Source organism: Microcoleus sp. Z1_B2, assembly GCF_036700325.1.
Taxonomy (GTDB): Bacteria; Cyanobacteriota; Cyanobacteriia; order Cyanobacteriales; family Microcoleaceae; genus Microcoleus.
On the sequence record NZ_JAUBOQ010000014.1, the window covers coordinates 68,051 to 92,924 of the forward strand.

22 protein-coding genes and 1 pseudogene are annotated in these 24,874 nt (G+C 44.7%); 11 read left to right on the top strand and 12 right to left on the bottom strand.

Annotated features, from left to right (window positions below):
* Positions 1 to 82: 82 nt before the first annotated feature.
* A complete protein-coding gene (locus QT984_RS10490) occupies positions 83 to 664 on the top strand; it encodes a Uma2 family endonuclease (RefSeq protein WP_333373921.1) in 582 nt (193 codons plus the stop codon).
* A gap of 284 nt (positions 665 to 948) precedes the next feature.
* On the opposite strand, the gene argF is transcribed toward QT984_RS10490, so the two are convergent.
* From argF to dusB, 3 genes are all read right to left on the bottom strand, one after another.
* A complete protein-coding gene (gene argF, locus QT984_RS10495) occupies positions 949 to 1,869 on the bottom strand; it encodes an ornithine carbamoyltransferase (RefSeq protein ID WP_333052921.1) in 921 nt (306 codons plus the stop codon).
* An 84-nt stretch (positions 1,870 to 1,953) separates the two neighbouring features.
* Positions 1,954 to 3,120, bottom strand: a complete 1,167-nt coding sequence (locus QT984_RS10500) for an RNA-guided endonuclease TnpB family protein (RefSeq protein WP_333208655.1) — start codon at positions 3,118 to 3,120, stop codon at positions 1,954 to 1,956.
* A 312-nt stretch (positions 3,121 to 3,432) separates the two neighbouring features.
* Positions 3,433 to 4,446 carry a tRNA dihydrouridine synthase DusB gene (gene dusB / locus QT984_RS10505; RefSeq protein WP_333057150.1) on the bottom strand — a complete coding sequence of 338 codons (1,014 nt, stop codon included), beginning with the start codon at positions 4,444 to 4,446 and terminating at the stop codon, positions 3,433 to 3,435.
* Between the two features lie 463 nt (positions 4,447 to 4,909).
* Here dusB and QT984_RS10510 point away from each other — a divergent pair, with 463 nt between their 5' ends.
* Both QT984_RS10510 and QT984_RS10515 read left to right on the top strand, forming a co-directional pair.
* A complete protein-coding gene (locus tag QT984_RS10510; protein WP_333057148.1) occupies positions 4,910 to 6,502 on the top strand; it encodes a glucose-6-phosphate isomerase in 1,593 nt (530 codons plus the stop codon).
* Between the two features lie 63 nt (positions 6,503 to 6,565).
* The gene (locus QT984_RS10515) at positions 6,566 to 7,306 is read left to right on the top strand and encodes a response regulator transcription factor (protein WP_333057147.1); all 741 of its coding nucleotides are present in this window, start codon (positions 6,566 to 6,568) and stop codon (positions 7,304 to 7,306) included.
* Positions 7,307 to 7,316: 10 nt separating this feature from the next.
* Here QT984_RS10515 and QT984_RS10520 read toward each other — a convergent pair whose 3' ends face one another.
* The 4 genes from QT984_RS10520 to murC form a co-directional block, all read right to left on the bottom strand.
* The gene (locus tag QT984_RS10520; protein ID WP_333208657.1) at positions 7,317 to 7,805 is read right to left on the bottom strand and encodes a low molecular weight protein-tyrosine-phosphatase; all 489 of its coding nucleotides are present in this window, start codon (positions 7,803 to 7,805) and stop codon (positions 7,317 to 7,319) included.
* Positions 7,806 to 8,084: 279 nt separating this feature from the next.
* Positions 8,085 to 8,435 carry a YbaB/EbfC family nucleoid-associated protein gene (locus QT984_RS10525; protein ID WP_006634273.1) on the bottom strand — a complete coding sequence of 117 codons (351 nt, stop codon included), beginning with the start codon at positions 8,433 to 8,435 and terminating at the stop codon, positions 8,085 to 8,087.
* A 411-nt stretch (positions 8,436 to 8,846) separates the two neighbouring features.
* Entirely contained in the window at positions 8,847 to 9,803 is a 957-nt protein-coding gene (murB, locus tag QT984_RS10530; RefSeq protein ID WP_333057143.1) for a UDP-N-acetylmuramate dehydrogenase, read from the bottom strand.
* A 150-nt stretch (positions 9,804 to 9,953) separates the two neighbouring features.
* Entirely contained in the window at positions 9,954 to 11,510 is a 1,557-nt protein-coding gene (gene murC, locus QT984_RS10535; RefSeq protein ID WP_333057142.1) for a UDP-N-acetylmuramate--L-alanine ligase, read from the bottom strand.
* A 964-nt stretch (positions 11,511 to 12,474) separates the two neighbouring features.
* On the opposite strand from murC, the gene nadD reads away from it, so the two are divergent.
* Positions 12,475 to 13,206, top strand: a complete 732-nt coding sequence (nadD, locus tag QT984_RS10540; protein ID WP_333057141.1) for a nicotinate (nicotinamide) nucleotide adenylyltransferase — start codon at positions 12,475 to 12,477, stop codon at positions 13,204 to 13,206.
* Here nadD and QT984_RS10545 read toward each other — a convergent pair.
* From QT984_RS10545 to QT984_RS10570, 5 genes and pseudogenes are all read right to left on the bottom strand, one after another.
* Entirely contained in the window at positions 13,195 to 14,289 is a 1,095-nt protein-coding gene (locus QT984_RS10545; RefSeq protein WP_333342664.1) for a transposase, read from the bottom strand. The genes nadD and QT984_RS10545 overlap by 12 nt on opposite strands.
* Positions 14,290 to 14,311: 22 nt before the next feature.
* A pseudogene (locus QT984_RS10555) lies at positions 14,312 to 14,413 on the bottom strand (IS607 family transposase); the annotation flags it as partial.
* A gap of 77 nt (positions 14,414 to 14,490) precedes the next feature.
* Complete coding sequence (locus QT984_RS10560) at positions 14,491 to 15,219, bottom strand: group II intron maturase-specific domain-containing protein (RefSeq protein ID WP_333373969.1); 729 nt, start codon at positions 15,217 to 15,219, stop codon at positions 14,491 to 14,493.
* Positions 15,220 to 16,212, bottom strand: coding sequence for a reverse transcriptase domain-containing protein (locus QT984_RS10565; RefSeq protein WP_333273462.1), 993 nt, complete (start codon positions 16,210 to 16,212; stop codon positions 15,220 to 15,222).
* 493 nt (positions 16,213 to 16,705) lie between these two features.
* Positions 16,706 to 17,293 carry an IS607 family transposase gene (locus QT984_RS10570; RefSeq protein ID WP_333057139.1) on the bottom strand — a complete coding sequence of 196 codons (588 nt, stop codon included), beginning with the start codon at positions 17,291 to 17,293 and terminating at the stop codon, positions 16,706 to 16,708.
* Between the two features lie 658 nt (positions 17,294 to 17,951).
* Here QT984_RS10570 and QT984_RS10575 point away from each other — a divergent pair.
* From QT984_RS10575 to QT984_RS10605, 7 genes are all read left to right on the top strand, one after another.
* On the top strand, positions 17,952 to 18,971 hold the full coding sequence (locus tag QT984_RS10575; RefSeq protein ID WP_333057138.1) for a type I glyceraldehyde-3-phosphate dehydrogenase: 1,020 nt from the start codon (positions 17,952 to 17,954) through the stop codon (positions 18,969 to 18,971).
* Positions 18,972 to 19,327: 356 nt separating this feature from the next.
* On the top strand, positions 19,328 to 20,281 hold the full coding sequence (locus tag QT984_RS10580) for a GDP-mannose 4,6-dehydratase (protein WP_333373924.1): 954 nt from the start codon (positions 19,328 to 19,330) through the stop codon (positions 20,279 to 20,281).
* 22 nt (positions 20,282 to 20,303) lie between these two features.
* Positions 20,304 to 20,543: a DUF5678 domain-containing protein gene (locus QT984_RS10585; RefSeq protein ID WP_333373926.1), complete on the top strand. Its 240-nt coding sequence runs from the start codon at positions 20,304 to 20,306 to the stop codon at positions 20,541 to 20,543.
* A 261-nt stretch (positions 20,544 to 20,804) separates the two neighbouring features.
* Positions 20,805 to 21,623 (top strand): sulfotransferase family 2 domain-containing protein, encoded by an 819-nt coding sequence (locus tag QT984_RS10590; RefSeq protein ID WP_333373928.1) that lies wholly within the window; start codon positions 20,805 to 20,807, stop codon positions 21,621 to 21,623.
* Positions 21,624 to 22,859, top strand: coding sequence for a glycosyltransferase family 4 protein (locus tag QT984_RS10595; RefSeq protein ID WP_333373931.1), 1,236 nt, complete (start codon positions 21,624 to 21,626; stop codon positions 22,857 to 22,859).
* Positions 22,860 to 22,876: 17 nt separating this feature from the next.
* Positions 22,877 to 23,590, top strand: a complete 714-nt coding sequence (locus QT984_RS10600; protein WP_333373933.1) for a formyltransferase family protein — start codon at positions 22,877 to 22,879, stop codon at positions 23,588 to 23,590.
* Positions 23,590 to 24,795, top strand: coding sequence for a DegT/DnrJ/EryC1/StrS family aminotransferase (locus tag QT984_RS10605; RefSeq protein WP_333373935.1), 1,206 nt, complete (start codon positions 23,590 to 23,592; stop codon positions 24,793 to 24,795). Before QT984_RS10600 ends, QT984_RS10605 begins: the two co-directional genes overlap by 1 nt.
* Positions 24,796 to 24,874: the final 79 nt, after the last annotated feature.

Sequence of the window (24,874 nt, forward strand, 5' to 3'; positions counted from 1 at the left end):
CAGGCAGAGCCTGGGAACCAGTTAATAGCATAAGCTAAAATAAAATCATCCCACATCAAATTATAAATTTATCAATCGAGATATGCTAACAACAGAAGCTGCTTTCACGCTCCGTAAATGGACAGTTAAAGAGTATCACAAGCTGGGAGAGATGGGATTTTTTCACCCAGAGGAACGAGTCGAATTACTTTCAGGAAATATCATCAAAATGAGTGCAAAAGGAACTGCTCACACCTCCGCTTTAGGGCGTACAGATAGATTGCTGCAATACCTTTTTAGAAATCTTGCCTGGGTACGTATGCAAGATCCGATCGCCCTTGATGACAATTCCGAACCAGAACCAGATATTGCCGTAGTCAGAATCGATCCTTTTGACTATGCGACTCACCATCCGACGCCCTCAGAGGTATATCTCATTATCGAAGTGGCAGACAGCAGCTTAACTTTCGATCGCGAAATTAAAGCCAAAGCTTACGCGCGATCGGGAATTGCCGATTATTGGGTATTAAATGTGGGCGATCGACAACTGCACGTTTTTCGAGAACCTACAGAAAATGGGTATCAAAGCGAATTAATTCTGGGAGAAAGCGCGATCGTTTCACCGCTGGAATTTCCTACTTTTAATATCGCAATTCAGGCAATGTTGCCACCAATTATGCCATAGGTGCGCGCTGCGAACTTAATAATTTTTATTAACCGCAGAGGGCGCAGAGGGCGCAGAGAGAGAAGAGAGAGAGGCAAGTATTTAATCTGTTTGTAAAACCGCCAACTATTTTGAATTCATCGGCAATTTTATTCGCCTAAAAAATCGATACAATAAATCTAATAGTCGCAGTCGGTTAAAACCGACTTAAGCTTTGAGCCAGGGGTTTAAACCCCTGGCGGACTGGCGAAATGGCGACATATTTACTGACAACATCTTTAAGGACTGAAGTCGTTACTACAAACCTAATCGCTTTCCAGAATGCTTGCGAGCAAAGCTTGCTGAGCGTGCATCCGATTTTCTGCCTGATCCCAAACGCGCGATTGACTGCCTTCTATCACTGCATCGGTAATCTCTTCATCCCGGTGTGCGGGCAAACAGTGCAATACAATTGCATTCTTATCGGCTAACTTCAGCAATTGTTCATTTACCTGATAGGGTTCAAACAAAGGAATTCTGATTTTTGCTTCCTCTTCCTGTCCCATACTCGCCCAAACATCAGTATAAATCACTTGAGCATTCTTCACAGCAGCTTCTGCGTCCGTCGTCACCGTAACTTCGGTTTTTCCCTGAGCAATATTCTTAGCTTTTTCCACTATCTCAGCATTGGGCCCGAAATCTTGAGGGCAAGCAATTCTTACATTCATTCCCGTCATTGCACAGCCCAACATCAGCGAATTAGCCATATTATTGCCATCGCCCAAATAAGTCAGGGTCAATCCTTCTAGCTTGCCAAAACACTCTTTTACTGTCATTAAATCCGCCAGAACTTGACATGGGTGTTCGTCATCTGTCAACGCATTAATCACAGGAATTTTCGCATAATTAGCAAAAGTTGCTAAGTCCTTTTGCTCGAACGTCCGAATCGCCAAAATGTCTAAATATCTGTCTAAAACCCTGGCTGTATCTACCAAAGGTTCCCCGCGGCTGACTTGTGTAACGTTGGGATTGAGGTCAATCACTTGCCCTCCCAATTTATACATTGCTACCGTAAAACTTACCCGCGTTCGCGTTGAAGCTTTGGAAAATAACAAGCCGAGAACTTTATTGCGTTTCAGCTTGACCATTCCCGATTTTAAACTGGCTGCTAGATCCAGCAAATAATTTAATTCGTCAATGCTTAAATCTGCCAGACTTAATAAATCTCGCCCTTTTAAGGAATCCATGCTTTCCCCCACACACAAATTTTTAACTTTGTCGTGAACTACCAGACGCTGACCACTTAAGTGGTACAGCGCTGGCTTCCTGATTCAACGGGGCGGGGCGTCCAACAAAACCGAAGTTTTACCAGATCGACTTACATCCCCTCCACAGGCAGAAGCGCTAGTTCCTAACGCCAAAATCCGCAAGGCTTCATTTCTAATATTGGTTGCCGCGTTTACGTCACGATCGTGGTGAGTACCACAATGCTGACAACTCCATGCTCTAATATCAAGAGTGAGATTCTCAACTCGATTTAGACATACATGGCAAGTTTTAGAACTAGGAAACCATCTATCGATTTCGACATATTGCTTTCCTTCGCTCTGGGACTTGTACTTGAGCATGGTACAAAACATACCCCAGCCAGCATCACTAATAGCTTTGGCTAGATTATGATTCTTTACCATGCCTTTGATGTTGAGATTTTCCACTGCAATAACTTGGTTTTCGTTAACTATCTTGCGGGATAGCTTCTGTAGAAAATCTTCACGGCATCGGGCAATTTTGGAGTGAACTTTTGCCACAGCCAATCTTGCCTTTTTCCGGTTCTGACTGCCTTTCTTTTTGCGAGCAAGCTTTTGCTGCTTACGTTTTAGGTTCCGCTGACGTTTAACAAAATGCTTGGGATTGCCAAACTTAGAACCATCACTGGTAATCGCAAAATGAGTCAACCCGACATCAATGCCAATAGCTTTACCTGCTGGGACGGATTCAGGCTTTTCTTTCCCGTCGTCAGTCAAAACAGAAATAAAGTGTTTGCCGTCTGGGTTACGAGACACGGTAACGGTCTTGATGTCGCCCTCGAAATCACGGTGTCGCCGACAGAAAACTAAACCAATTTTAGGTAAATTGATATAGTCACCGTCAAATTTGACATTTTGAGGATAACTGATCGACTGCCTGTCGTGCTTGGCTTTGAATTTGGGTGGCATCGCCCTCTTGTCAAAGAAGTTTTTGTAGGCAGTAGATAAATTCAATGCAACGACCTGCAAGCATTGAGAATAGGGTTCTTTCAACCATTCGTATTCTTTCTTGAGTGCAGGGAGCAAACCTTGTATGTATGCTCTCGATAGTCCTTTCCCGGTATTCTTGTAAGTTTCTTGACACAGATTCAAAGCATAATTCCAGAACCATCTCGCACAGCCAAAAGACTTTGCCAGCAAGACATCTTGCTCATCTGTGGGATAAATTCTGTACTTGTAAGCTTTATACATTTATCAGGAGTGCAGAATACCGGTAAAAATATCATAGTGCACAAAAACGATATTGATTCGCTGTCGCTCAATTTATTTTCTGACTCATTTTCATCCCGACGCTCACCTTCGGTAGAGCGCGGGACTTCCCATTCGCATTAGTTAAATCTTAGCCCGCAGAGGTGGGTTTTGTTTATTTCAGCTTGCACCATTTTCAAGAACAGGCAAGATGCCTGTTCCACAAAGATTAGATTTTAGTGTGGGGAGTAGGGGTTGGGCATCCTGCCCGCCCGTGAAAGGCTTATTAAAAATGGTGCAATATCTAAGTTTATTTCAACTTGCGGGCAATTGATCGATCGCGCGATCGATCGAATCGCAACCTTGTTCAACCGTTTCTACCACAGCCAACACGCCCCGCAATTCCCCAGCGCCGGGGAAACCCTTAGCATACCAGGTTAAGTGCTTGCGCGCTTGGCAGACACCGCTTTCACCTTTATATTCCCACAAAGCCCGCAAATGTTCCTTAGCACATTCGAGGCGTTCAATTGGTGTCGGAGGTATCTTTTCCACACCAGTTTTCAAGAAATAATCAACTTCTCCCACCAAAAAAGGATAGCCCAAAGTTCCCCGCGAACACATCACTCCATCGGCGCCGGTTTCTTCCAGACATCGCATCGCTGCTTCCACTGAAAAAATATCCCCGTTAGCAATAACTGGAATCGATAAAACTTCTTTCACTCGGCGAATCCACTCCCATTTTGCCGGGCCGGTGTAACCTTGCGATCGAGTGCGGCCGTGCACGGTAATCATTTTTGCACCCGCATCTTCCATCCGCTTCGCAAATTCCAAAATATTAATTTCTTTGTCAGTCCAACCAATCCTAGTTTTAACCGTGACAGGAACATCTACCGCTTCCACAACTGCCCGCACAATTGCCTCGGCTGTTTCCGGATCTCGCAGCAGGGAAGAACCGCCGCCGTTTTTAGTAATTTTGTTAACCGGACAGCCCATATTAATATCAACAGTATCCGCTCCTTCTGCCACTGCTTTCTGGGCCGCTTCTGCCAAGAAATCCGGCCGGCAGTCAAACAATTGAATGCTAATCGGGCGCTCGTTCGGGTCAACTTCCATAATTCTCGGCAGTTGCTTCACGTAGTGCAAACCCGTAGCGTTCACCATTTCCGTGTACATCATCGAATCCGGCGCGTAGCGGCGCACCAGGCGGCGAAATACCAAATCGGTAACGCCGGATAATGGCGATTGCAAGACGCGGCTTTTAACTTCAAAATCGCCGATTTTGAGCGGAGTTGCTAACCTTTCTTTTAATTCGGGAGATAGAGCAAGCATAGTCGATCGCACTTTAATTCTAATATCTGTATATTATACTACACTTCCGATAGTTGACAGTTGTTAATTATATTTTTAGCCGATTATTGAGTGACAGCTAAAAGTATATTTAACCTGACCGCAATACCTATTTTACAGAACCCGATCGCCCGAATTTGAACATTGTGAAACCATGACTCAAACGCCAACGCCGACCACAGTTAAATTTCTGTGCCGCTTCCATCTATCTATGGGGTGTGACCATTAATGAGATATCTACCTACTAAGACTGTTGCCCAAGTCATATTTTTATTGTTTAATTCTGCCGAATGCTCTGACTGCCTTCGGCTCCGGCTGCCTTCAGACGATTAATGCTTAAATTTATTGGGATTCTGCAAAAGCCGTACATCAGATCGTTTTAAACTACAATTGGTTGATTCCTGACGACGCCGATCGAACATTAAAAAAATTGTAGAGAATTCCTATGGACGCCGCAGCACTCTGGCAACGCTATCAAGACTGGCTTTACTATCACGAGGGATTGGGACTTTACCTCGATATCAGCCGCATGGGATTCGACGACGCTTTCGCAGCAGCACTGAAGCCCAAATTTGACAAAGCTTTCAAAGACATGGCAGCTTTAGAAGCAGGTGCGATCGCCAATCCCGACGAACACCGCATGGTGGGCCACTACTGGCTGCGAAACCCCGATTTAGCTCCCACTCCAGAATTAAAACAAGAAATAGTCGAAGGAATATCACAAGTCGAAGCATTTGTCAAGAAAGTTCAAAACCGCGATATTAAACCGCCCTTTGCTCCGCAATTTACCGACATAATTTCGATCGGCATCGGCGGCTCGGCCCTCGGCCCCCAATTTGTCGCCGAAGCTTTATCCCCAGACATTCCGCCCCTAGCAATACATTTTATCGACAACACAGATCCGGCTGGGATCGATCGAGTCCTCAACAAAATCAAAGACAAACTCGCCAGCACCCTAGTAATTACTATCTCCAAATCCGGCGGCACCCCCGAACCGCGCAACGGGATGATCGAAGTTCAAAAAGTCTTCGCAGCCGAAAAACTCGATTTTGCCAAACAAGCAATTGCCATCACCGGAGTTGACAGCCAACTCGACAAATTAGCCAAATCCGAAGGCTGGATTACCACTTTTCCAATGGCAGATTGGGTGGGAGGACGCACTTCCGAATTGTCAGCAGTCGGACTTTTGCCCGCAGCTTTGCAAGGCATCGACATTCGGGCGATGCTCGACGGCGCTAAAGTCATGGACGAAGCTACCAGAACCACCGAAATCAAACATAATCCCGCCGCCTTGTTAGCAATGTCCTGGTATTTTGCTGGCAACGGACGTGGCGAAAAAGATATGGTAGTTTTGCCGTATAAAGATTCACTGCTATTGTTCAGCCGCTACTTGCAGCAATTAGTCATGGAATCGATCGGCAAACAGGAAGATTTAGACGGCAACACAGTTCATCAAGGAATCGCAGTTTACGGCAACAAAGGCACCACAGACCAACACGCCTACGTCCAGCAACTGCGAGACGGCGTGCCGAATTTCTTCCTAACATTTATCGAAGTTTTGCAAGACAGGCAAGGCATTTCCCCAGAAGTAGAAACCGGCGTCACTTCAGGAGATTATTTGTCGGGTTTGTTGCAGGGAACTCGACAAGCTTTGTACGAAAATCACCGAGATTCCATTACTGTCACAATTCCCCAAGTCAACCCGGAGACAGTAGGAGCATTAATCGCCCTCTACGAAAGAGCAGTAGGTTTTTACGGTTCCTTGGTGAATGTCAATGCCTATCACCAGCCAGGGGTTGAAGCAGGCAAAAAAGCGGCCGCTGCTGTATTGGATTTGCAGCAACGGGTACTGCAAGTGCTCAAAGACGCCCAAAAACCTCTGTCTGTAGCAGAAATAGCCAAAAAAGCAGGGAAACCAGAGCAAATCGAGACAATTTATAAAACTCTGCGACATTTGGCAGCCAACGGGCGCGGCGTAGCTTTGGAGGGCAAATTAGGACAACCGGCTACTTTAACTGCAAGCTATCAAGAGAATTAAACAGTAGAATTAAACATTAAAAGTGACTAATTTCACTTTTAATGTTTAATTTTTAATTCCCCCATGCCATTAACGATTCTGGTTGCTGACGACGATTTCGCGACTCGCTTGTCGATTACCGATTATCTAGAAATTACCGGATACTCTGTAATCGCTGCTGAGAACGGCAAAGAAGCTTTAGGCTTGGTAGATGAATTTGGGCCCCACTTGATTGTTACCGACATTACAATGCCCGAAATGGATGGCTACGAATTTGTACGGCGAGTTCGGACTCGTCCCGCTTTCCGCTTGCTGCCGGTGATTTTTTTGACCGAACGCACGAGCACGGAGGAACGGATTCGCGGCTATCAGATGGGGTGTGACAATTATCTGGCTAAGCCTTTTGAACTCCAAGAATTGGGGGCGGTAATTCGCTCTTTGCTCGATCGCTACGCTCTAATCGCTCAGGCCCCCTCTCGTTCCCCGGAACCCGAACCAATGCCAACAGAGGCACGCAGCAGAGCCAATGACAAGCCAGAAGCAGATTTTTTAACTCAAAAGTCAAACACAGGCGATTCCCTACGAGATAGCTCCGCTTCACGGGCATCTCCCAGCCAAAATGCTCCGACTTTGACTCAGCGAGAGCGACAAGTGCTAGATTTGCTGACAGAAGGTCTTTCTAATATTCAAATAGGCTCCACACTCCACCTCAGCCCTCGAACTGTCGAAAAGCACGTCAGCAGCTTGTTCAGAAAAACTGACAGCAACAACCGTGCAGAACTCGTTCGCTTTGCGATGGAACACCATTTAGTCGGTAATTGGTAATTGGTAACTGTTAATTGGTAATTGTTAATTTTTCCTGATTGATAACGTACTCCAACAAACCCTCGGCAGCATCGTGCAGCAAATCAATTACTCGATCGAATCCCTCCGGGCCACCGTAGTAAGGATCTGGCACTTCTTTAAGGTCGTATTTCTGGCAAAAATCGCACATCAGTCGCACTTTATCTTTATACTTTCCAGCCGCATCCAAGGCAAGAATATTGCGATAATTGTCCCGATCCATAGCCAGAATCAAATCAAAATTTTCAAAATCTTTCCTGGTAAATTGGCGGGCTTCGCCTAGCAATTCAATGTCTCGCTTCTTCGCCGCCAATGCCATCCGCCTGTCAGGGGGGCTGCCAATGTGATAGCTAGCAGTTCCAGCCGAATCGCAGGTGATGCGATCGCTCAAACCAGCTTGTTCGATTAAGTGATTCATAATATTTTCTGCTGAGGGCGATCGGCAGATATTTCCGAGGCAGACAAATAATAATTTAGTCATTAGTTAGTAGTGATTAGTTATGAGTTATTAGTTATTAGTCAGTCAACCGTCAACAGTGCTAATTTGTAGCTAATTTGTAGGGTGCGTCGCTTTCAGAGTCAATCTGCAAGTTGTTCCATCAAACATGGAGCCGCGACGCACCTTACCATCGCTAATTTGTAGGGTGCGTCGCTTTCAGAGTCAATCTGCAAGTTCCATCAAACATGGAGCAGCGACGCACCTTACTGTAGCGGTTTTCCAGAAAGTTTAATCAGTCAACAATTGACTGATGACTAATGACTAACCGAAACCGGGGAGATTTAGTCCACCGGTGAGTTCTTCCATTTTCTCCCGCATCGTCATCGTAGACTTAGCGTAAGCATCCTGCATCGCCACCGTGACGAGTTCAGAAACCACATCAGCACCTTCACCGAGGGCATCCGGTGAGATTTCCACGCGGCGGGGTTCTTGGTTGCCGCTGAGAAAAACCTTGACCAAGCCACCGCCGGCAGTTCCCTCAATTTCCATGACATCCAACTCTTCTTGGAGCTTTTTAGCTCCTTCTTGAACCTGCTGAGCTTTTTTGAAAGCTTCAGTCAGTTCTTTCATTTTGCCCAGGCCGAAGCCAAATCCTTGTCCTGATTTTGTCATCAAAATTCCTCTGGTCTGAAACCCCGTCCTTACAGGACGGCTTTACATTTAATTTTAATCCCCTTGCGGGGTAGGGGGGTAGTTGCCCCCCGTGAGGATATGGTTGTCCTCAATCTCCCATTTCTGGGGTAAAGTTAGCTTTGCCAATGTTTTCTGAGCTTGTTAGGCTAGGAGCACTGTTCCTGTTACCTGAGAACTGTTTAACTACTAGCGACAGAGCAGGGAACTAGCTTCGCATTCGCCCGGTGTCGTGACTCAAAAAACGTAGTCAGTTAAGACTTAGGCGGGTCAAGATGGCTTGTTAGATTTCTCTTTCAAGCCTCATGCCGTCAGGGCTGAGGTTCTTGACAACTACTTTGTGATGGTGTGTGGGCTGGCAGTCTGCCGTTTCCGTATTACTTCAATGATGCCTTAGAAGGGAAACTCTCCCAGTATTCTAACTTCTGGCTCCAACAACAGCGACCACCGCTGCTCGACTTGCTGTTGAACGTGGCGGATCACTTGAAAAATATCATTGGCCGTTGCCGACCCGCAGTTAAGAATAAAATTAGCATGGCGCTGAGCTACTTGTGCACCGCCGATCTGATATCCCTTCAGTCCCGCTTGTTCGATGAACCAACCTGCCGTCTTGGGGCCAGGGTTACGGAAGACTGAGCCACAGCTCGGTAAGTGGTAAGGTTGAGTTGTCCGCCGCTGGCTGAAATGGTCATTAGTTTCTGCCATTACTTGCGATCGGTCGAATCCCGGCTGTAACTGAAAAGTCGCTTCTGTTACTAGCCGATCGCCCCCTTGCAGCACCGAAGTCCGGTAGCGGTACTCCAACTCTTGGGGAGTCAGAATTTCCACCTTACCACCGGGGGATAGGACGCGAGCATTGACTAGAATATCAGCAGTACAGCCTCTGTGAGCGCCTGCATTCATCACCACAGCCCCTCCCACGGTACCCGGTATGCCGACTGCCCATTCTAGACCTTTCCAGCCCCGTTTAGCCGCCAACCAAGCAAGGCGGGGAATTGACTCCCCCGCCCCCGCCGTAACTTGACCTGTTTCTGGGTTAAAATTCACCTGTTTGAGGTAGCGAGTGCCGACGACCAAACCGGACAAACCCCGATCGCTCACCAACAAATTAGAACCCGCACCCAGCAGAGTCACAGGCACCCCTTCATCGTGTGCCCAAGCAAAACTCGCTTGCAAAGCCTCCATACTGCGGGGAGCAACATACCACTCGGCAGGGCCACCGACTCGGAAGGAAGTCAGGCCCGCCAGCGAAACTTGGGAGTTAATCTTGCAATCAGTTCCCCGCAAAGAAATAGGAGAATACACTCGCCGATTGTCCTTAACAGAGGAGTCATTCGAGATAGTCACCATCTTGAAAATCCTTAAAAATACCTTCGCTCGAAGACAGGGTTGAAAATCCATTTAGCTAACTTATGTCGCCCCTTTGAGCGAGCCGTCCGACAGAAGTTTCGACACAAAGTGCAACGCCATAATGTCGATCGACTCTACTCTGTTCGCGAGCTAATCGGGGCGATCGGCTTCTTGATAAAAAGCCATAACCTCTGGAATAATCTGATTCAGATTACCAGCGCCCAAAAACAGAGCCAAATCCCCCGGTTGCAGATTTTGGGTTAAAAACTGAGTGACTGACTCTAGGGAAGGCGCAAACTCAACCTCTCGGCCTTCTTTAGCAATCAAATCAGCAACCTGCTGCCCGCTAATCTCTCCTAAATTTGGTTCCCCAGCACTATAAATATCGCAAGCCACAACCAAATCAGCATCCCCAAAAGATTGAGCAAATTCTGGCAAAAATGTCAGAGTCCGGCTGTAACGGTGGGGTTGAAAAATTGCAACCACTCTTCGGGATTTGGGATTTTTTTCGCTACCTTCGATACGCAAGCGAGCGGCCGCCAAGGTGACACGAATTTCGCTAGGATGGTGAGCGTAGTCGTCCACAAACAGGATGTCATTGTGAAAACCCCGCACCTCAAAACGGCGACGAGCTCCTTCAAAGCCAGCAATCGCTTTGGCAATCGCCGAAAACTCTAACCCCAACAATCGGCCTACTGCTACCGCAGCTAGTGCATTGCTGAGATTGTGTGTACCCAGCAACTTCAACTCCATTTCCCCCAGGAAAGCTCCTCGCTCCCAAATTCGGGCCTTGGTACTTTCGGCCCCGTACTCCACGCCCGATGCCGTGTAGTCAGCACCGCTGTCCGGCTGCAAGCTATAACTGACATTAGGCTGAAGGGAATCTTTGACGATTTGGTCGTCAATGCAGCCCACCAAGGTTTGACAGTTTTGGGCAAACACCTTAAATGTGTCTATTACCTGGTCAAGGGTATCGTAATGGTCTGGATGATCCAGTTCCACGTTCGTTACTATGCCAATTTTGGCTACTAGCTTAACGAGAGAACCGTCGGATTCATCAGCCTCGGCCACTAAGTAGGGGCCTTCCCCCAAACGGGCATTGCCTTCCCAAGCATTTACCTCGCCTCCTACTACGATCGTCGGGTCTAGACCCGCAGCCATCAGCATGAAGCCGATTAAGCTGCTAGTAGTAGTTTTGCCGTGAGTCCCGGCTACGGCTATGCTTTGGTAATCTTGAATTAACGCTGCCAACACATCCGATCGATGAAAAATCGGACAGCCCAAATCTAAAGCAGCTCGATATTCGGCATTGGCTGGGTGAATAGCCGTCGAACATACTACTTGAGGCAATCCCGGAATTGCTTGGGCGCTTGAACCGTTGCCGTTAAATTGGACAGCTTCGGCTGTCGCGACAGAAGTTCCTACCGTACCCGCGACTATCGAGGATACTGCTCTTTCCTGTTGCCCGCAGTCGGGACTGCTACCGTTAAGGGCCGTTTCAAATAATTCAAAATTGCTGGCGTCTTGACTCCAAAAAATATGAGCTCCCATTCCTTGCAAGCGCTCGGTTATGTGACTCGATTTAATGTCCGAGCCGTACACAGGCAACTTGCGTTTAGCTAGAATGTAGGCAAGGGCTGACATCCCAATCCCACCAATGCCGATGAAATGAAATGGTCTACCGCTAAAATCAACAGAACTCGGCATCTTTGCTCCTCACACACCACACCACGCCAATAACACGCGATATCATATCAAGAATTGTTTTTTCAGGATACAGTTCGCTAGAGATTTTGTACAAAATTCTCTGCGTGTCCCTAGATTTGAGGGACTTGTAGAGATGTTTGTCTTGTATCCTATATGACTTAGTACCGAGTAGTTTTCCGGAACAGTCACAGCTCGAAAATTGCAGGTAACAGAAAACGGGGTCTGGGGTCGGGGCCAATAGACTAATTTTGGGTGGTTGCATACTCCTGCATTCTTTCTATTTCTATCCGCCTGCTGTGCTGGGATACGGCAGCAAAAGCCCCACAACCTTTCTACCAAGATTGAGGGTAAAACCCATAAGGATTTACAAACACTACCACGAACAACAAAATTTCGCTCATTTTGTAGTCATTTATCTACTCCTACGGTCATTTTTTCTTGAAAGTGAGAGATTGACACGATCGCAGCTATAGTATATATTCTGACTTTATTGTATATATACAAGTTATGCAGTTTGTCGAAATAGTCGCAAAGCCATAGATCAAACCAAATCATTGGTTTTGATCGAGAAGCCGATCGACGCTCTTGGCAGTCCTTAAAATTTTTACCAGTGCGCTAAGTATATCTACCGTCAAAACTTTTTCGGTAGCCCACAAACGAATGCTCAGGCGGTCGATCGCAAAACGAGAAACAAGTTGGGATTAATATTGGCAAGGTTAATCATCCAGTCCCGAAACCACTCCGACGCTCAGAAGCGGGTTTTTTAAGTCTTATTGAAGGTTTGGACGAATTAAGGGGGTTGAAAAAACCGGTTTCAGCGTCCAGGACGATCGTCGAAACTAGGGTCGTCTAGGGGTTTGTCGCCGATGTAAAGCGAGGGTTTTCTCATAAACGAGCTTATGGTTAAAAGCGTATAAACAGAAAATTGGCGCGATGTCTGTATTAATCCTGATTTGGGGGAAATATGGGGAAAATAGCGGTTTTGGGGGGGACTTTTGACCCGGTTCACTGGGGTCACGTGTTGGTAGCCGAAACGGCTGCGAGTCAATTTGCTCTCGATCGAGTCATTTGGGTACCGGATCGCTCTCCTCCTCACAAAGAGCGCCCGGATTTGGCAAGTTTTGAGCAGCGGCGGGAAATGCTTGCTCTGGCGATCGCCGATCGCCCAGACTTCGTAATTTCGCCGCGGTCGGCCAATCCCAGAGGCAGTTGTTTTGCGATCGACACCCTGCTGTATTTGCAAAAATTGTATCCCGGCGATCATCGCTGGTACTGGATTATTGGTAGTGACGCACTCCTTACTCTTCCCAAATGGCACCGGTGCGCCGAAATTGCCCGGTTGTGCGACTGGTTGGTGGCCCCACGTCCGACTCACGGAGATCGAGTGACAGCAGAAAGCAAGGAGAGTGGGGGACTGTCCGAGTGGGGAGATTATCCGGGTGGAAAACCCCTCGATTCCGGGGGAGACAGGATGCAGGTTCAGGCGACTGCTGTGGGCCGACGAGTTGCCGAACAAATGGCTCTTGTGGACGTGGAAATTCGCTGGGAAGTGCTGTCCATGCGTGCGATCGAGATTTCGTCCAGCCACATCCGCCGCTGCTGCGCCGAAAGGCTCGACCTCCGCTACTTAGTCCCGGAAGTTGTCGGGACTTATATTGCAGCCCATCAGCTTTACCAGATACATTTAACCCGGTAAATCCCGAACTAAGCCAGGAATCACCGTGTATGGCAAGATAGAAAAAGCAGCAAGCTCTCCTATCAAGGAGGTATCTCTCAAAGCTTTCAATAAAATATTGAAAGCGCCATTTTTGTCCCTGTCCAGAGTGTGTCCGCACTTTGGACATTTAAATATTTTAGACCCGCCTAATTTAGAATGAACGTGTCCACATTTGGAACAGATTTTCGATGTGTACTCTTCTGTCACGTCTACTACAACACCACCATGCTTGGTAGCTTGATGCTTCAACGTTTGTTTAAAGCGATAATGGCTCAACGTAACCATCGCTCTAGCCGTTTTAGTCGCCAACCTGCGTTTGCCTTTTTTGACCATTTGTTGTGTCTCAAAGGTTGGCAAGAAAATTAACTTGTACTTGCTTGTCAAATATTTTGCAGCTTTCTTGTGTAGTTCATTGACCAAGTTTTTAATCTTGCTCCTGATTGGGGCTGCTGATTTTCGCAGGCAATACCTTAGTCGCTTGAACTCTCTCCCTTTACTTACTCCAATACGGGACATTAATTTGTCTAGATGCCTTGCTAGGCGATAGATACGACCGATATCGTTTTTTCCTATTTCGATGAAGTCACTACCATCAAAACCAGTAAGAAAAGTTCTGACACCCGGATCTAAAGCAATAACTAAATCGCTCTCAATTGGCTTGATTTTTGGTACATCAATTGCATAGCAAATAAACCATTGCCTGTTAATCAAGCTAAGTGTCGGTTCGTGCTGCATTACCTCGATAATGGGCTCCGATGACTTGAATGTTAGTTCCTTAGTAGAAAGTGGGTAAAAAGTTCCTAGTTTCCAATTGGACGTTTGAAATCGGATAGTCTCAGATGCGTCGAAACGGCTTCTAAATTTTGCCGTTCCTTTTGTCTTTTTAGCTGCTTTGTGTGCTTCAAAAGCTTGGAACACTGCCATTTGACGCGGATTGTAAGGTTGTTCAGACACCCAACTAGGGGCTGAGTCCATTATTTTCTTCCTTAAGCCATACTTACCAATTTTTTCATCTTTCAGGATAGCAATTGCTTGATTGTAACACCATCTACTTGCTGCAATCCAACTCCTCCACTTCGCTGCTAGCTTGGTTTCCGGGTAAACTCGAATCTTCTTTGATAGCAGATTTGTATTTTCGCAAACCATAGAGTCGGCTGCTAAAGACGTGGATGATGGCAAGGATGTCGGGTAAGGAGGCATATGTCACCATATCCCCCTCCCCTAAGAACCGTACTTGATACTTACGCATCATAGGGCTCAAGCCTATGGCTTTCCAGATTGCTTACCTGTGTGTATGTGTATATGACAGGCTTTGTGTACATGGACGAGATTGACCTCATCTTCTGTACCTCCATCTTTAACTTTCGTTATGTGATGAAGATGTAGTTCTTCTCCGTTGAACAGATTTTCGCCACATACTGGGCATTTCCATTTCTGGTTTTCAGCGACTTTAAAGTATTTGGACTTTTTATCCCATCGAATTTTTCCGGTGGAGGTTCGCCGTTGTTCCCAGTATTTGGCTAGGGTGGGGTCATCGGGTGATGAGGTGTCTTTGACTTTGATATGGCGTATAATTGGTATCTGAGAAATTTTTCTTACAGATACTATTTTGGGTTTTCCATGTCTGTCTGGCACCTCTGTTGTGAAGTTCCATTCCTTCCCTTTTAATTCGCGGAAGTATTTATTCTTCACCCACTCTTTACCCTTTTTCAGGTGTCTCCTGATTGCCCATGCCCACAGCATTTTGTGAACCATGTGGTCAACGTAAGAGAATGTTTCTTTACTCACCCCCGCTCTGTAGTAGTTAGCCCATCCGATTAGCTGTTGATTGAGATGTGTTATTACGACATCTTGTGGAAGGCTTTTATTTACTCTCAACCAGTCACGCAGTTCTTGAAGGAATGCTAAAACTTTTTCCTTTTGAGGCTTGGTTAATAGTTTTCCTTTATACTGTCGTAGATTAAACCCAAGAAAGTTAATTCCTGTACCTATCTAGGCGATAGTGGTTTTGTCTTGGTTTAAAGTCAGTCCTCTTTCTTTCAACCAGTCCTCGACTATAGGCACTACTGCTTTAGTATCTTCCTCGGTTCTAGCGGTGATTAGAAAATCATCAGCATATCGGATAAATCCGTATTTTGGTGATTTTACGTTCTCTTGCTGCCCCTGTCTCTTACCACTTTTTCGGATTTGGGTGGATATTTTTGTGTACTTCGTAAGAAGCTTATCCAATCCGTCTAGTGCAATGTTCGCCAGTAGGGGGCTTATTATGCCACCTTGGGGGGTTCCGCTAGTTGTAGGGTTGAATACCTCAGCTTCAACGTAACCTGCCTTTAACCATTGTTTAATTAGCTCTTTTCCTGGAAGCTCTTTGATTGCGTCGAGGATGAAGTCGTGGTTAATGTTGTCAAAAGCTCCTTTGATATCGGCATCAAGAACCCATGTGTCTTTACCTTTTTGTAGACGACTGAAGCATTGCTCTATTGCGTCATTGGTACTTCTACCTGGTCTAAAGCCATACGAATTAGCTTCAAACTTAGATTCAAAATGCGGCTCGTAAGAGTTTTTAACTATTGCCTGTAATACTCGGTCTTTGATAGTCGGAATGCCCAAAGGTCTTTTCTTACCGTCGGATTTAGGTATGTAAACTCTTTTGGTTGGAATTGCCTTCCAAGGAGTATAATTTCCCATTTCTTGGATTAGTTGTATTCTTTGTGCTGGGTTAAGAATTGTCTGGTCATCAATACCTGGCGTTCCCTTCCCCCGATTCTCCTGAGTAACTCGTCTTACAGACAATTGCAGGTTAGAATAACTCCGTAGCATAAGTTTCATAAGGTTTCTAACCTTATTCCACTCTTTGTTCTGGGTTGCCCGATAAATTCGCTGTCTTAGTTTCCTAACATTCTTCTTAATGGACTTCCAGTTAAGGTTTGCCCATTCTGAATTGAGTTCCGTGATTCCGATACCATTACTGGTTCTATCTTCCATCTTGGTTTGGATTCTTTACAGTGTTTTATCGTTTAAGACCAGTTGGAAGTTTGCAATCTTTCGATTCGGGGCAAATTTTGAACCCTTATCTCTTGCATTACACAAGAGCGTTTGCTTTCTCCAACCTCCTTTACCCTCTAGGTTTTCACCTTCCTTGCGGTTGGTTTACTCATAAGGATGAGAACCCATAGGGCTTACCATGTTTCGTGCGTTGAACATCCGTCTCATTTGGGTTCCTTCTATATTCCGGTAGAGGCTTAGTTCTTCCGTAGTTATTGAAGACATCTAACTACCGCTCTACTTACCTTTTGGTTGATGTGTATCAGCCTGATTTCACATCTTAATGGATAACGGAACTTAGGAAGATTCACTTTCGTTAACCCTCATGAGACTTTCCCTCGCTTGATTTACCCTTTTAGGCTAAGAGTATATTAAGCTTCTGTGCCTTGCTTAATGCCCATTTCATTACTTACTCTGAACACTGGCGGGGTCTCTATGACCCTTTTACATGGGAACAGGAAGAAAGAATTTCCTGGAGAAGAAGGCTCCTCAGTTCTTGTGGAACAGATTCCACTAATCGCACGACTTCATGTCGCACATCTTCAACCATTTCTCGTTCTGGAGACAACTCGTTTCTGCTGAGAACCATGAGTTGGCAATTGTTTTGCTCGCAGATCCATTTGATAAGGTCGCCACCAAACCGGCACAGTCTGTCTTGGTGTCCGACCACAACTGCTGAGATATCTCCTGACATGACTTGTCCCAGAAGGGCAAGAAGCGCTTTTCTTTTGAAGTTGAGTCCGCCTCCGATGTCTTTAAAGACTTTAGCTTGCGGATAGAGGCTTTGGAGGTAACTGACTTGCCTATCAAGGTCTTCGCGCTGTTTGTAGCTGCTGACCCTGGCGTAGATGGCTGTAACTCGGTCATGTCCGGTTCCGAGAACGCTGTCGATATCATAGCGTCGCTGGTTAGAGGGAGTTCTGATTGCTGATATTTTGCCGACAAGTTCCCAGTTTCTAAGGGTTTTGTCTGAGACTTGCAAGATTTTGCAAGCTTCTCGTGGTGTGACATATCTGGTCATCGCTAGGGGGTATTTTTGCGTTTTCCAACCATATTACCAGGTTCTACAATGATTTACCCGAATATTCTAAGAAATCGTTTACTTTGTAACATCAGTAAGCAGCAGCAGAAAGCCTAATGCCTTCTGCCTTGCAATTTCAGCCTTCTAGAAAAGTTCAGGTTTTTTGATAAACACAAAAAGTTAGAAAGGATCGAGCTTTGCGATATGATCTGGTGTCATCAGAAAGGTGGGCGGAAACCCCGTCGTTTTAAGACCGCTTTATATTAAACTATAGTTTGGTCAATGACCCACCCGCGACGATGGATTCAGACAGCCTAACGAGCGAAGTCCAGTACAACTGGCGGCGCAGACAAATCGGTAGACCGGGAAAAGAGGATAGGGCAATGGTAAACATCCCTGGAATCAAAACAACAGATAAGAATTCCTTTTAGGTATTCGACGCATAAAAACCGCTGGGCTAGCGGGGTTAGTCTGTGGAGCGAACATAAGACCAGAAAACTCCTTGTGGGTGGAGGCAGTTGCGATGAAGCAGAAACTCAAATCGTGAGGTTTGGGAATCACCGTGGCTTTAGTCCGGTGAGAATGTCAAAAGTCAATTCTTAAATTTTTCCAAAATTTAAGCCTGAGCTAGGGGCTGCCATCGTTAGGAGGTACTAAAGTGATTCGAGTCGCGATCAATGGTTTTGGACGTATCGGGCGCAGTTTTGCGCGCTGCTGGCTGGGCAGAGAAAACAGCCAGCTAGAGTTGGTAGCTATTAATGACACTTCCGATCCCAGAAGTAATGCTCACTTGCTCAGATACGATTCCATGATGGGAACGTTGAAGAATGTGGACATCAGTGCGGATGAAAATTCCATTACCCTAAATGGGAAGACAGTTAAATGCGTGAGCGATCGCAACCCGCTAAACTTGCCTTGGAAAGATTGGGGTATTGATCTGATTATTGAATCAACCGGCGTCTTCGTTGACCAAGCTGGTGCATCGAAGCATATCACTGCCGGCGCTAAAAAAGTGCTAATTACCGCTCCCGGCAAGGGTTCTGAAGTTGGCACTTATGTGATGGGAGTCAACCACCACAACTACAAGCACAGTGACTACACAGTCATCAGCAATGCTAGCTGTACTACCAACTGTCTGGCTCCTGTACTGAAAGTGCTGCACGAAAATTTTGGCATCGTCAAAGGCATGATGACCACTACCCACAGCTATACTGGCGACCAGCGCTTGCTGGATGCTAGCCACCGCGACTTGCGGCGGGCCCGGGCGGCAGCAATGAATATTGTGCCGACTTCTACCGGAGCAGCACAAGCTGTGGCTTTGGTGATTCCAGAATTGAAGGGCAAGTTAAATGGTATCGCCATGCGCGTCCCGACTCCTAATGTGTCGGTAGTTGATTTTGTGGCTCAGGTAGAGAAAAAGACTTTTACCGAGCAAGTAAATCAAGTTTTCAAAGAAGCCGCCGAAGGCTCCATGAAAGGGATTTTGGAGTACAACGATTTGCCTTTAGTTTCATGCGACTATCGCGGAAGTGATGCTTCTTCGATTCTGGATTCCAGCTTGACGCTGGTGATGGATGGCGACATGGTGAAGGTTTTGGCTTGGTACGACAATGAGTGGGGCTACAGTCAGCGGGTGGTTGACTTGGCTGAATTGGTCGCCGAACGTTGGGAAGGTTAGATCCCTGACTTCTTTCCGGCAGTCCAGCCGTCCGGCAGGGGTTGAAACCCCTGCCTCAAAGCTAAAGTCCTCTTAAGAGGACTGAGAAGAAGACTTTTAAACTTATTAGTCTTCTTAAAAAAAGTCAGAAGAAGACTTTTAAACTCATTAGTCCTCTTAAGAGGACTTTAGCTATTAGACAGGGAATTCATTCCCTGGCGGACTAGGGAGTGGCCGACAGTCAGCTTAAGTAAAATCCAAAATATGTAAGTTGGGTTGAACGATAGCAAACCCAACCTACTTCTTAGTCTGCGGAGGCAGATTTTGTTTGTGTAGGATCGGTTTCAACCGCCGAATCATCAAAGTAAATAGTTTATATGAAAAAAGCACTGATTTGTGGTATCTCAGGTCAGGACGGAGCTTATTTAGCGAAACTTTTGCTCGATCGAGGTTATGAAGTTTGCGGCACCTCCAGGGACGCCCAAATTTCTAGTTTCGGAAACCTGGCTCGTTTGGGCATCCGAGACAGAGTAAAACTAGAATCTATGTCTCTCAACGATTTTCGCAGCGTCTTGCAAGTGCTTGCCAAAATAGAGCCAGATGAGGTGTACAATCTAGCAGGTCAAAGTTCCGTCGGTCTGTCTTTTGAACAGCCCGTAGAAACCCTCGAAAGCATTGCCACAGGCACATTGAATCTTTTAGAAGCAATTCGGTTTACTGGCGGCAAAATTAAACTTTACAATGCCAGTTCCAGCGAATGTTTTGGGGATACCGGAGGCAGTGCAGCGGATGAAAATACGCCTTTTCGCCCCAGAAGTCCTTACGCGGTAGCGAAAGCAACGGCATTTTGGGAAGTAGCAAATTATCGGGAAGCGTACAATTTGTTTGCGTGTTCTGGTATTCTATTCAATCACGAGTCGCCGCTGCGGCCGGAGAGGTTCGTCACCCAAAAAATTGTATCTGTGGTGTGCCGAATTGCTGCCGGCAGTTCCGAAAAACTGCATTTGGGAAATATTTCAGTGCAGCGGGACTGGGGTTGGGCCCCGGAATATGTGGAGGCGATGTATTTGATGTTGCAGCAGGAAGAACCGGACGATTATGTAATTGCCACGGGTGTAAGTTATCCTTTGGAGGAGTTTGTGCAGACAGCGTTTGTTGCTGCGGGTTTGGATTGGCAGGAACATTTAGTAACCGATGCAAGTCTTTACAGGCTGACGGATATTGCTGTGGGGAGGGGAAATCCGGCTAAGGCGAAGCAAAAGTTGGGATGGGAGCCGAAGTATAAGATGCCCGATGTGGTGCGGATGATGGTGGAGGCGAGGATGAGTTGATGGAAAAGTATGGGGTGAAAATATGGCAGCAGAATATGCGACAGCTAAGGAGTGGTATAAGGCTAATCGCCGAGAGTTGAAAAAATATCGGGGTCAGTGGATAGCTTATACTAACCAAGGTGTGATTAGTCACGATCGCGATTATCGAAAGATGAAGGACGGGATACCCCCTGATACAGCTAATTTAAGTTATGTGATCGGTCGCATATTTGAAAGCGAGTTTATTGAGCCTGTTAGGTTTTATCCTGTGAGTTTGATATAGAAGTAAAACAGGCTGAGGAGATGATTTTTTTTCAAGGGCGATCGCAGTGAACGGCCTCGATCGAATTTAAGTTAATTTTTCTTCAGTTGGGTGAAAGCAAATATCTCCCATTAAAGATAAAATATAAGTGATGCACTTTTAGTAATTAACATGGCTTCGGAAGAATTTTATGGCCAACTTTGTAAATTTCTTGGTTTTTCTCCACTTAGAGAAGACTTTCCCCACTTAAATAAAAATCAATAAGCAGGAGGTTTGGGCAAAATGTTTAATGATAAGTTACAGCAGATTAGGGAAGATTTGGAGTGCTCGCGCTCTTGGTTATCGCAAGTGCAAGGAAACAAGTTTCAAAGGACACAATCAGCCTCCCTGGAAATACCTGAATCCTCAGTAGAAATAATTTTTGTTCATGTCCCCAAAACAGCGGGTTCTTTTTTTAACTCCGTTCTCCAGCAAGTATATGAAAAAGACTTATTCAATGACTATAAAGAGCAGATACACCCTGTGTTGTTTCATGTACTGAAGGCAATTCCTCAAGCTAAATCAGAATTGATAAATAATTTGATTAGTGCAAATATCAAAGCAATACATGGTCATTTTCCCATTGCCAAGTATGAAGGATACTTTCCAAAATCTAAAAGAGTAGTCTGGCTAAGAAATCCTATTCAAAGGATCATTTCGGCGTACTATTTCATTTTGAGTGAACCGGCAACATGGGCGGCCGATCCAGTTAGTAAATTCATAGCAGAGATTAACCTAGATATCTATGATTTTGTTGAGTTACCTGCGATGCAAAACCAAATCTCTAATTACTATTGTCGAGGTCTAGACTTGAGTGAGTTTGATTTTGTTGGTATTCACGAATATATTACTGAAGATATAATTGAGTTAAAGCACTTAATGAAGTGGTCTGATTTTACAGTGCAAACAGTTAATGATAATAAATACCCTAACTACCACGATAACTTCTCAACCTTGATGAACGATCGTAAGCTAATAGAAAAAATATCCCTTTTAAATAAGGAAGATATGTACCTTTATGAACTGGCATTGAAACTAAGAGAAAAAAGGAGGAAATCTTAAATGGACTTGCGAAAAATTCGCTCTGATTTAGAAAAGTCTCAAATATGGCTAGAAAAAATTAAATCCGAACTAGAAGTATCATCTCATAGTCAGAATTACGATTTAGTAATACTAGATGACATTTTTCCTTTACGGTTATCCGCTTTTAGAATTGCTGAATATAACTATTACTTAAATACTTGTCCTAATTCATTGGTGCTATCTACTGCTACAGCTTTTTCTTTGCTGGGGCAAAATATTGGTTTAGCCGATGTTGTCCAGGAATATGAATGTTTTTATCCTCAATTTAAAGGAAAAGTAATGGAATTTGATTTTAATCGGTTAGTTAAGGCTAAGTTAATATATACTATTTTTCTAAATAATATTTTTAACTTTATAGATTTTATCGAAAAAAACCATCTACCCTTTGTGTTTACTCTATATCCTGGTGGAGGATTTCACATTGAGGAAGAAGCCACCAACCACAAACTAACAAGAGTATTTGCATCCCCAAATTTCAAGAAAGTGATCGTTACGCAAAGAAATACTTACGAATATTTAATTGATAAAAAGTTCTGTACTCCCAAGCAAATTGAATTTATTTATGGATGTGTAGTTCCGAGCGATAAATTAACCAGTAACCTTTACCCAAAAAAGTATTACAAACAGAATAAATTCACCTTTGATATTTGTTTTGTTGCTTATAAATATCAACCTACCGGACTTCATAAAGGCTATGATCTTTTTATAGAAGTAGCTAAAAAGCTAGCATCTAAACATGATGATTTTCATTTTCATATTGTTGGTGGACATGAACCCACTGACATAGATGTTATCGTGCTAGAAAATAACATAACTTTTTATGGTCAAAAAACAACCGATTTTTTCCCTGATTTTTATTCAGGTATGGATTTAATCTTATCTCCAAATAGACCAGCTTATATTCCTGGGGCCTTCGATGGGTTTCCCACAGGGGCTTGTGCTGAAGCTGCCTTGTCAGGTGTGGCATTATTTTGTACTGATTGTCTCAATCTTAACGTGGCTTTTAAAGATAGAGAAGAACTTGTTATAATTAGTTTAAATGTTGAAGAAATATGTGAAACGATAGAATATTTTTGGCAAAATTATAATAAATTGTCTGAACTGGCTAAGCAGGGACAATTAGCCTTCCAACGGGTTTTCAACATTGATTATCAAATGAATCCAAGATTACGATTAATCTCTGAGTGCATGGGTCCAAAATCTTCTCTTAAGTAGAAAAATAATTAATCCTTATGACAAAAGTTGACTTGTATTTAGGAGGCGATTTAGGTATATGGACATTACAAAATGTATCCACTGAATTTATCGCCCGAGTATTTACCACAGATGAGGCGATCGCCGATATAGCCGTCAGTTATAATCTAGCAGTAGAAATGTCCAATCCTAATTTTATTGATTTTCAGCCATCAAAAATAGGATTTTCTGTACATTATCCTATTATCTTTAGAGGGGAAATAATCTCAAAATATTCAAAAATTTACAATCTTCACCCAGGCTATTTACCTTGGGGACGCGGGTATTATCCTATATTTTGGGCTTTATGGGAAGAAACCCCTGCGGGTGCAACTTTACATGAAATTAATAACGGTATAGATGAAGGTTCAATAGTTGGTCAAACTCAGGTAGAATATTATCCTGTTGACACAGGAGGTAGTTTGTTTGAAAGAGTTAGACAAGCTGAAAAAGATTTATTTTTAAAGTATTGGCCTAAAATTATTAACGATCAAGATATTCCTGCTTGTCCTCAGCCAGAAGGGGGTAGCTATCATACAAAAAAAGATTTTTTTAATCTCAAACAAAACTGTGACTGGGAATCAATGAGCGGCCGAGAGTTGATTAATCTAATTCGTTGTTTAACTTTTGCTGGATACACAGGACTAGAAATTAATCTGGCCAGGCAAAAGTTTGAATTACATTTGAAGTTATTACCAGTACCCAGAAATTAATGCAACTAGAAGACTTAGCTATATTTGGCGCTCCCCCCGCATTTAACGAACCACTCCATGTCGGAAGGCCCAACATCGGCGATCGCGCCTCCCTCCTCAAACGCATCAATGATATGCTAGACAGGAGATGGCTAACCAACAACGGCCCTTATGTGCAAGAATTAGAACTGCGAATCGGTAGCCTACTAGGGGTTAAGCACTGTATCGCCACCTGTAACGGGACAGTAGCGCTGGAACTTGCCATTAGAGCCGCAGGGCTTTGTGGTGAGGTGATTGTACCTTCTTTCACATTCATCGCTACAGCTCACGCCTTGCAATGGCAAGAGATAACGCCTGTTTTTTGCGATGTAGACCCTCGCACCCACACCATCAACCCTTGGCGAGTCGAGGAAATGATTACGCCTCGCACCAGTGGTATTATTGGGGTTCATGTATGGGGGCAACCTTGTGATGTTGAAGCCTTAACCGAGATTGCTCGGAAACACAACCTCCAGTTGATGTTTGACGCTTCCCATGCCTTTGGTTGCTCCTACAAGGGACAAATGATTGGGAACTTTGGTGAGGCGGAAGTCTTCAGTTTCCATGCTACCAAATTTTTCAATACCTTTGAGGGCGGCGCGATCGTCACGAATAACGACGAACTAGCTGCTAAAATACGTTTGATGAAAAACTTTGGTTTTGCCGGTTATGATAATGTTGTCTACATCGGCACTAATGGTAAAATGAGCGAAGTCTCGGCTGCAATGGGATTGACATCCCTGGAAAGTCTGGATGACTTTATCTCTATCAATTATGCCAATTACAAGCAGTATCAGCATGAACTCGCTGGCATTCCTGGCATTTCCTTATTTACATACGGAGACCAAGAAAAATGTAATTATCAATACGTTGTACTAGAGGTTGATGAATATGTGACTAAAGTCACTCGCGACCAACTAATAAATATTCTCTCTGCTGAGAATGTGCTCGCTCGTCGCTATTTCTATCCAGGTTGTCATCAAATGGAACCTTATCGCTCTTACTTTCCCCATGCAGGACTACTGCTGCCAGAAACAGAGAAACTGGTGCGACGCGTGTTGGTGCTGCCGACGGGTATCGCAGTCGGGTTAGGCGAAGTTAGTCAACTGTGTGAGATAATCCGGTTAGTCGTTGCACAGGGTGAAGAAGTAAGAGTAAAATTAGAAAAAAAGCCCACATCTTATTAATTAACAAATATTATTTAAGTAGTGAGACGACCAAAGAAATAAAACTTGTTTTGTGATTGAGTAAAAAAGTGGTTAGATT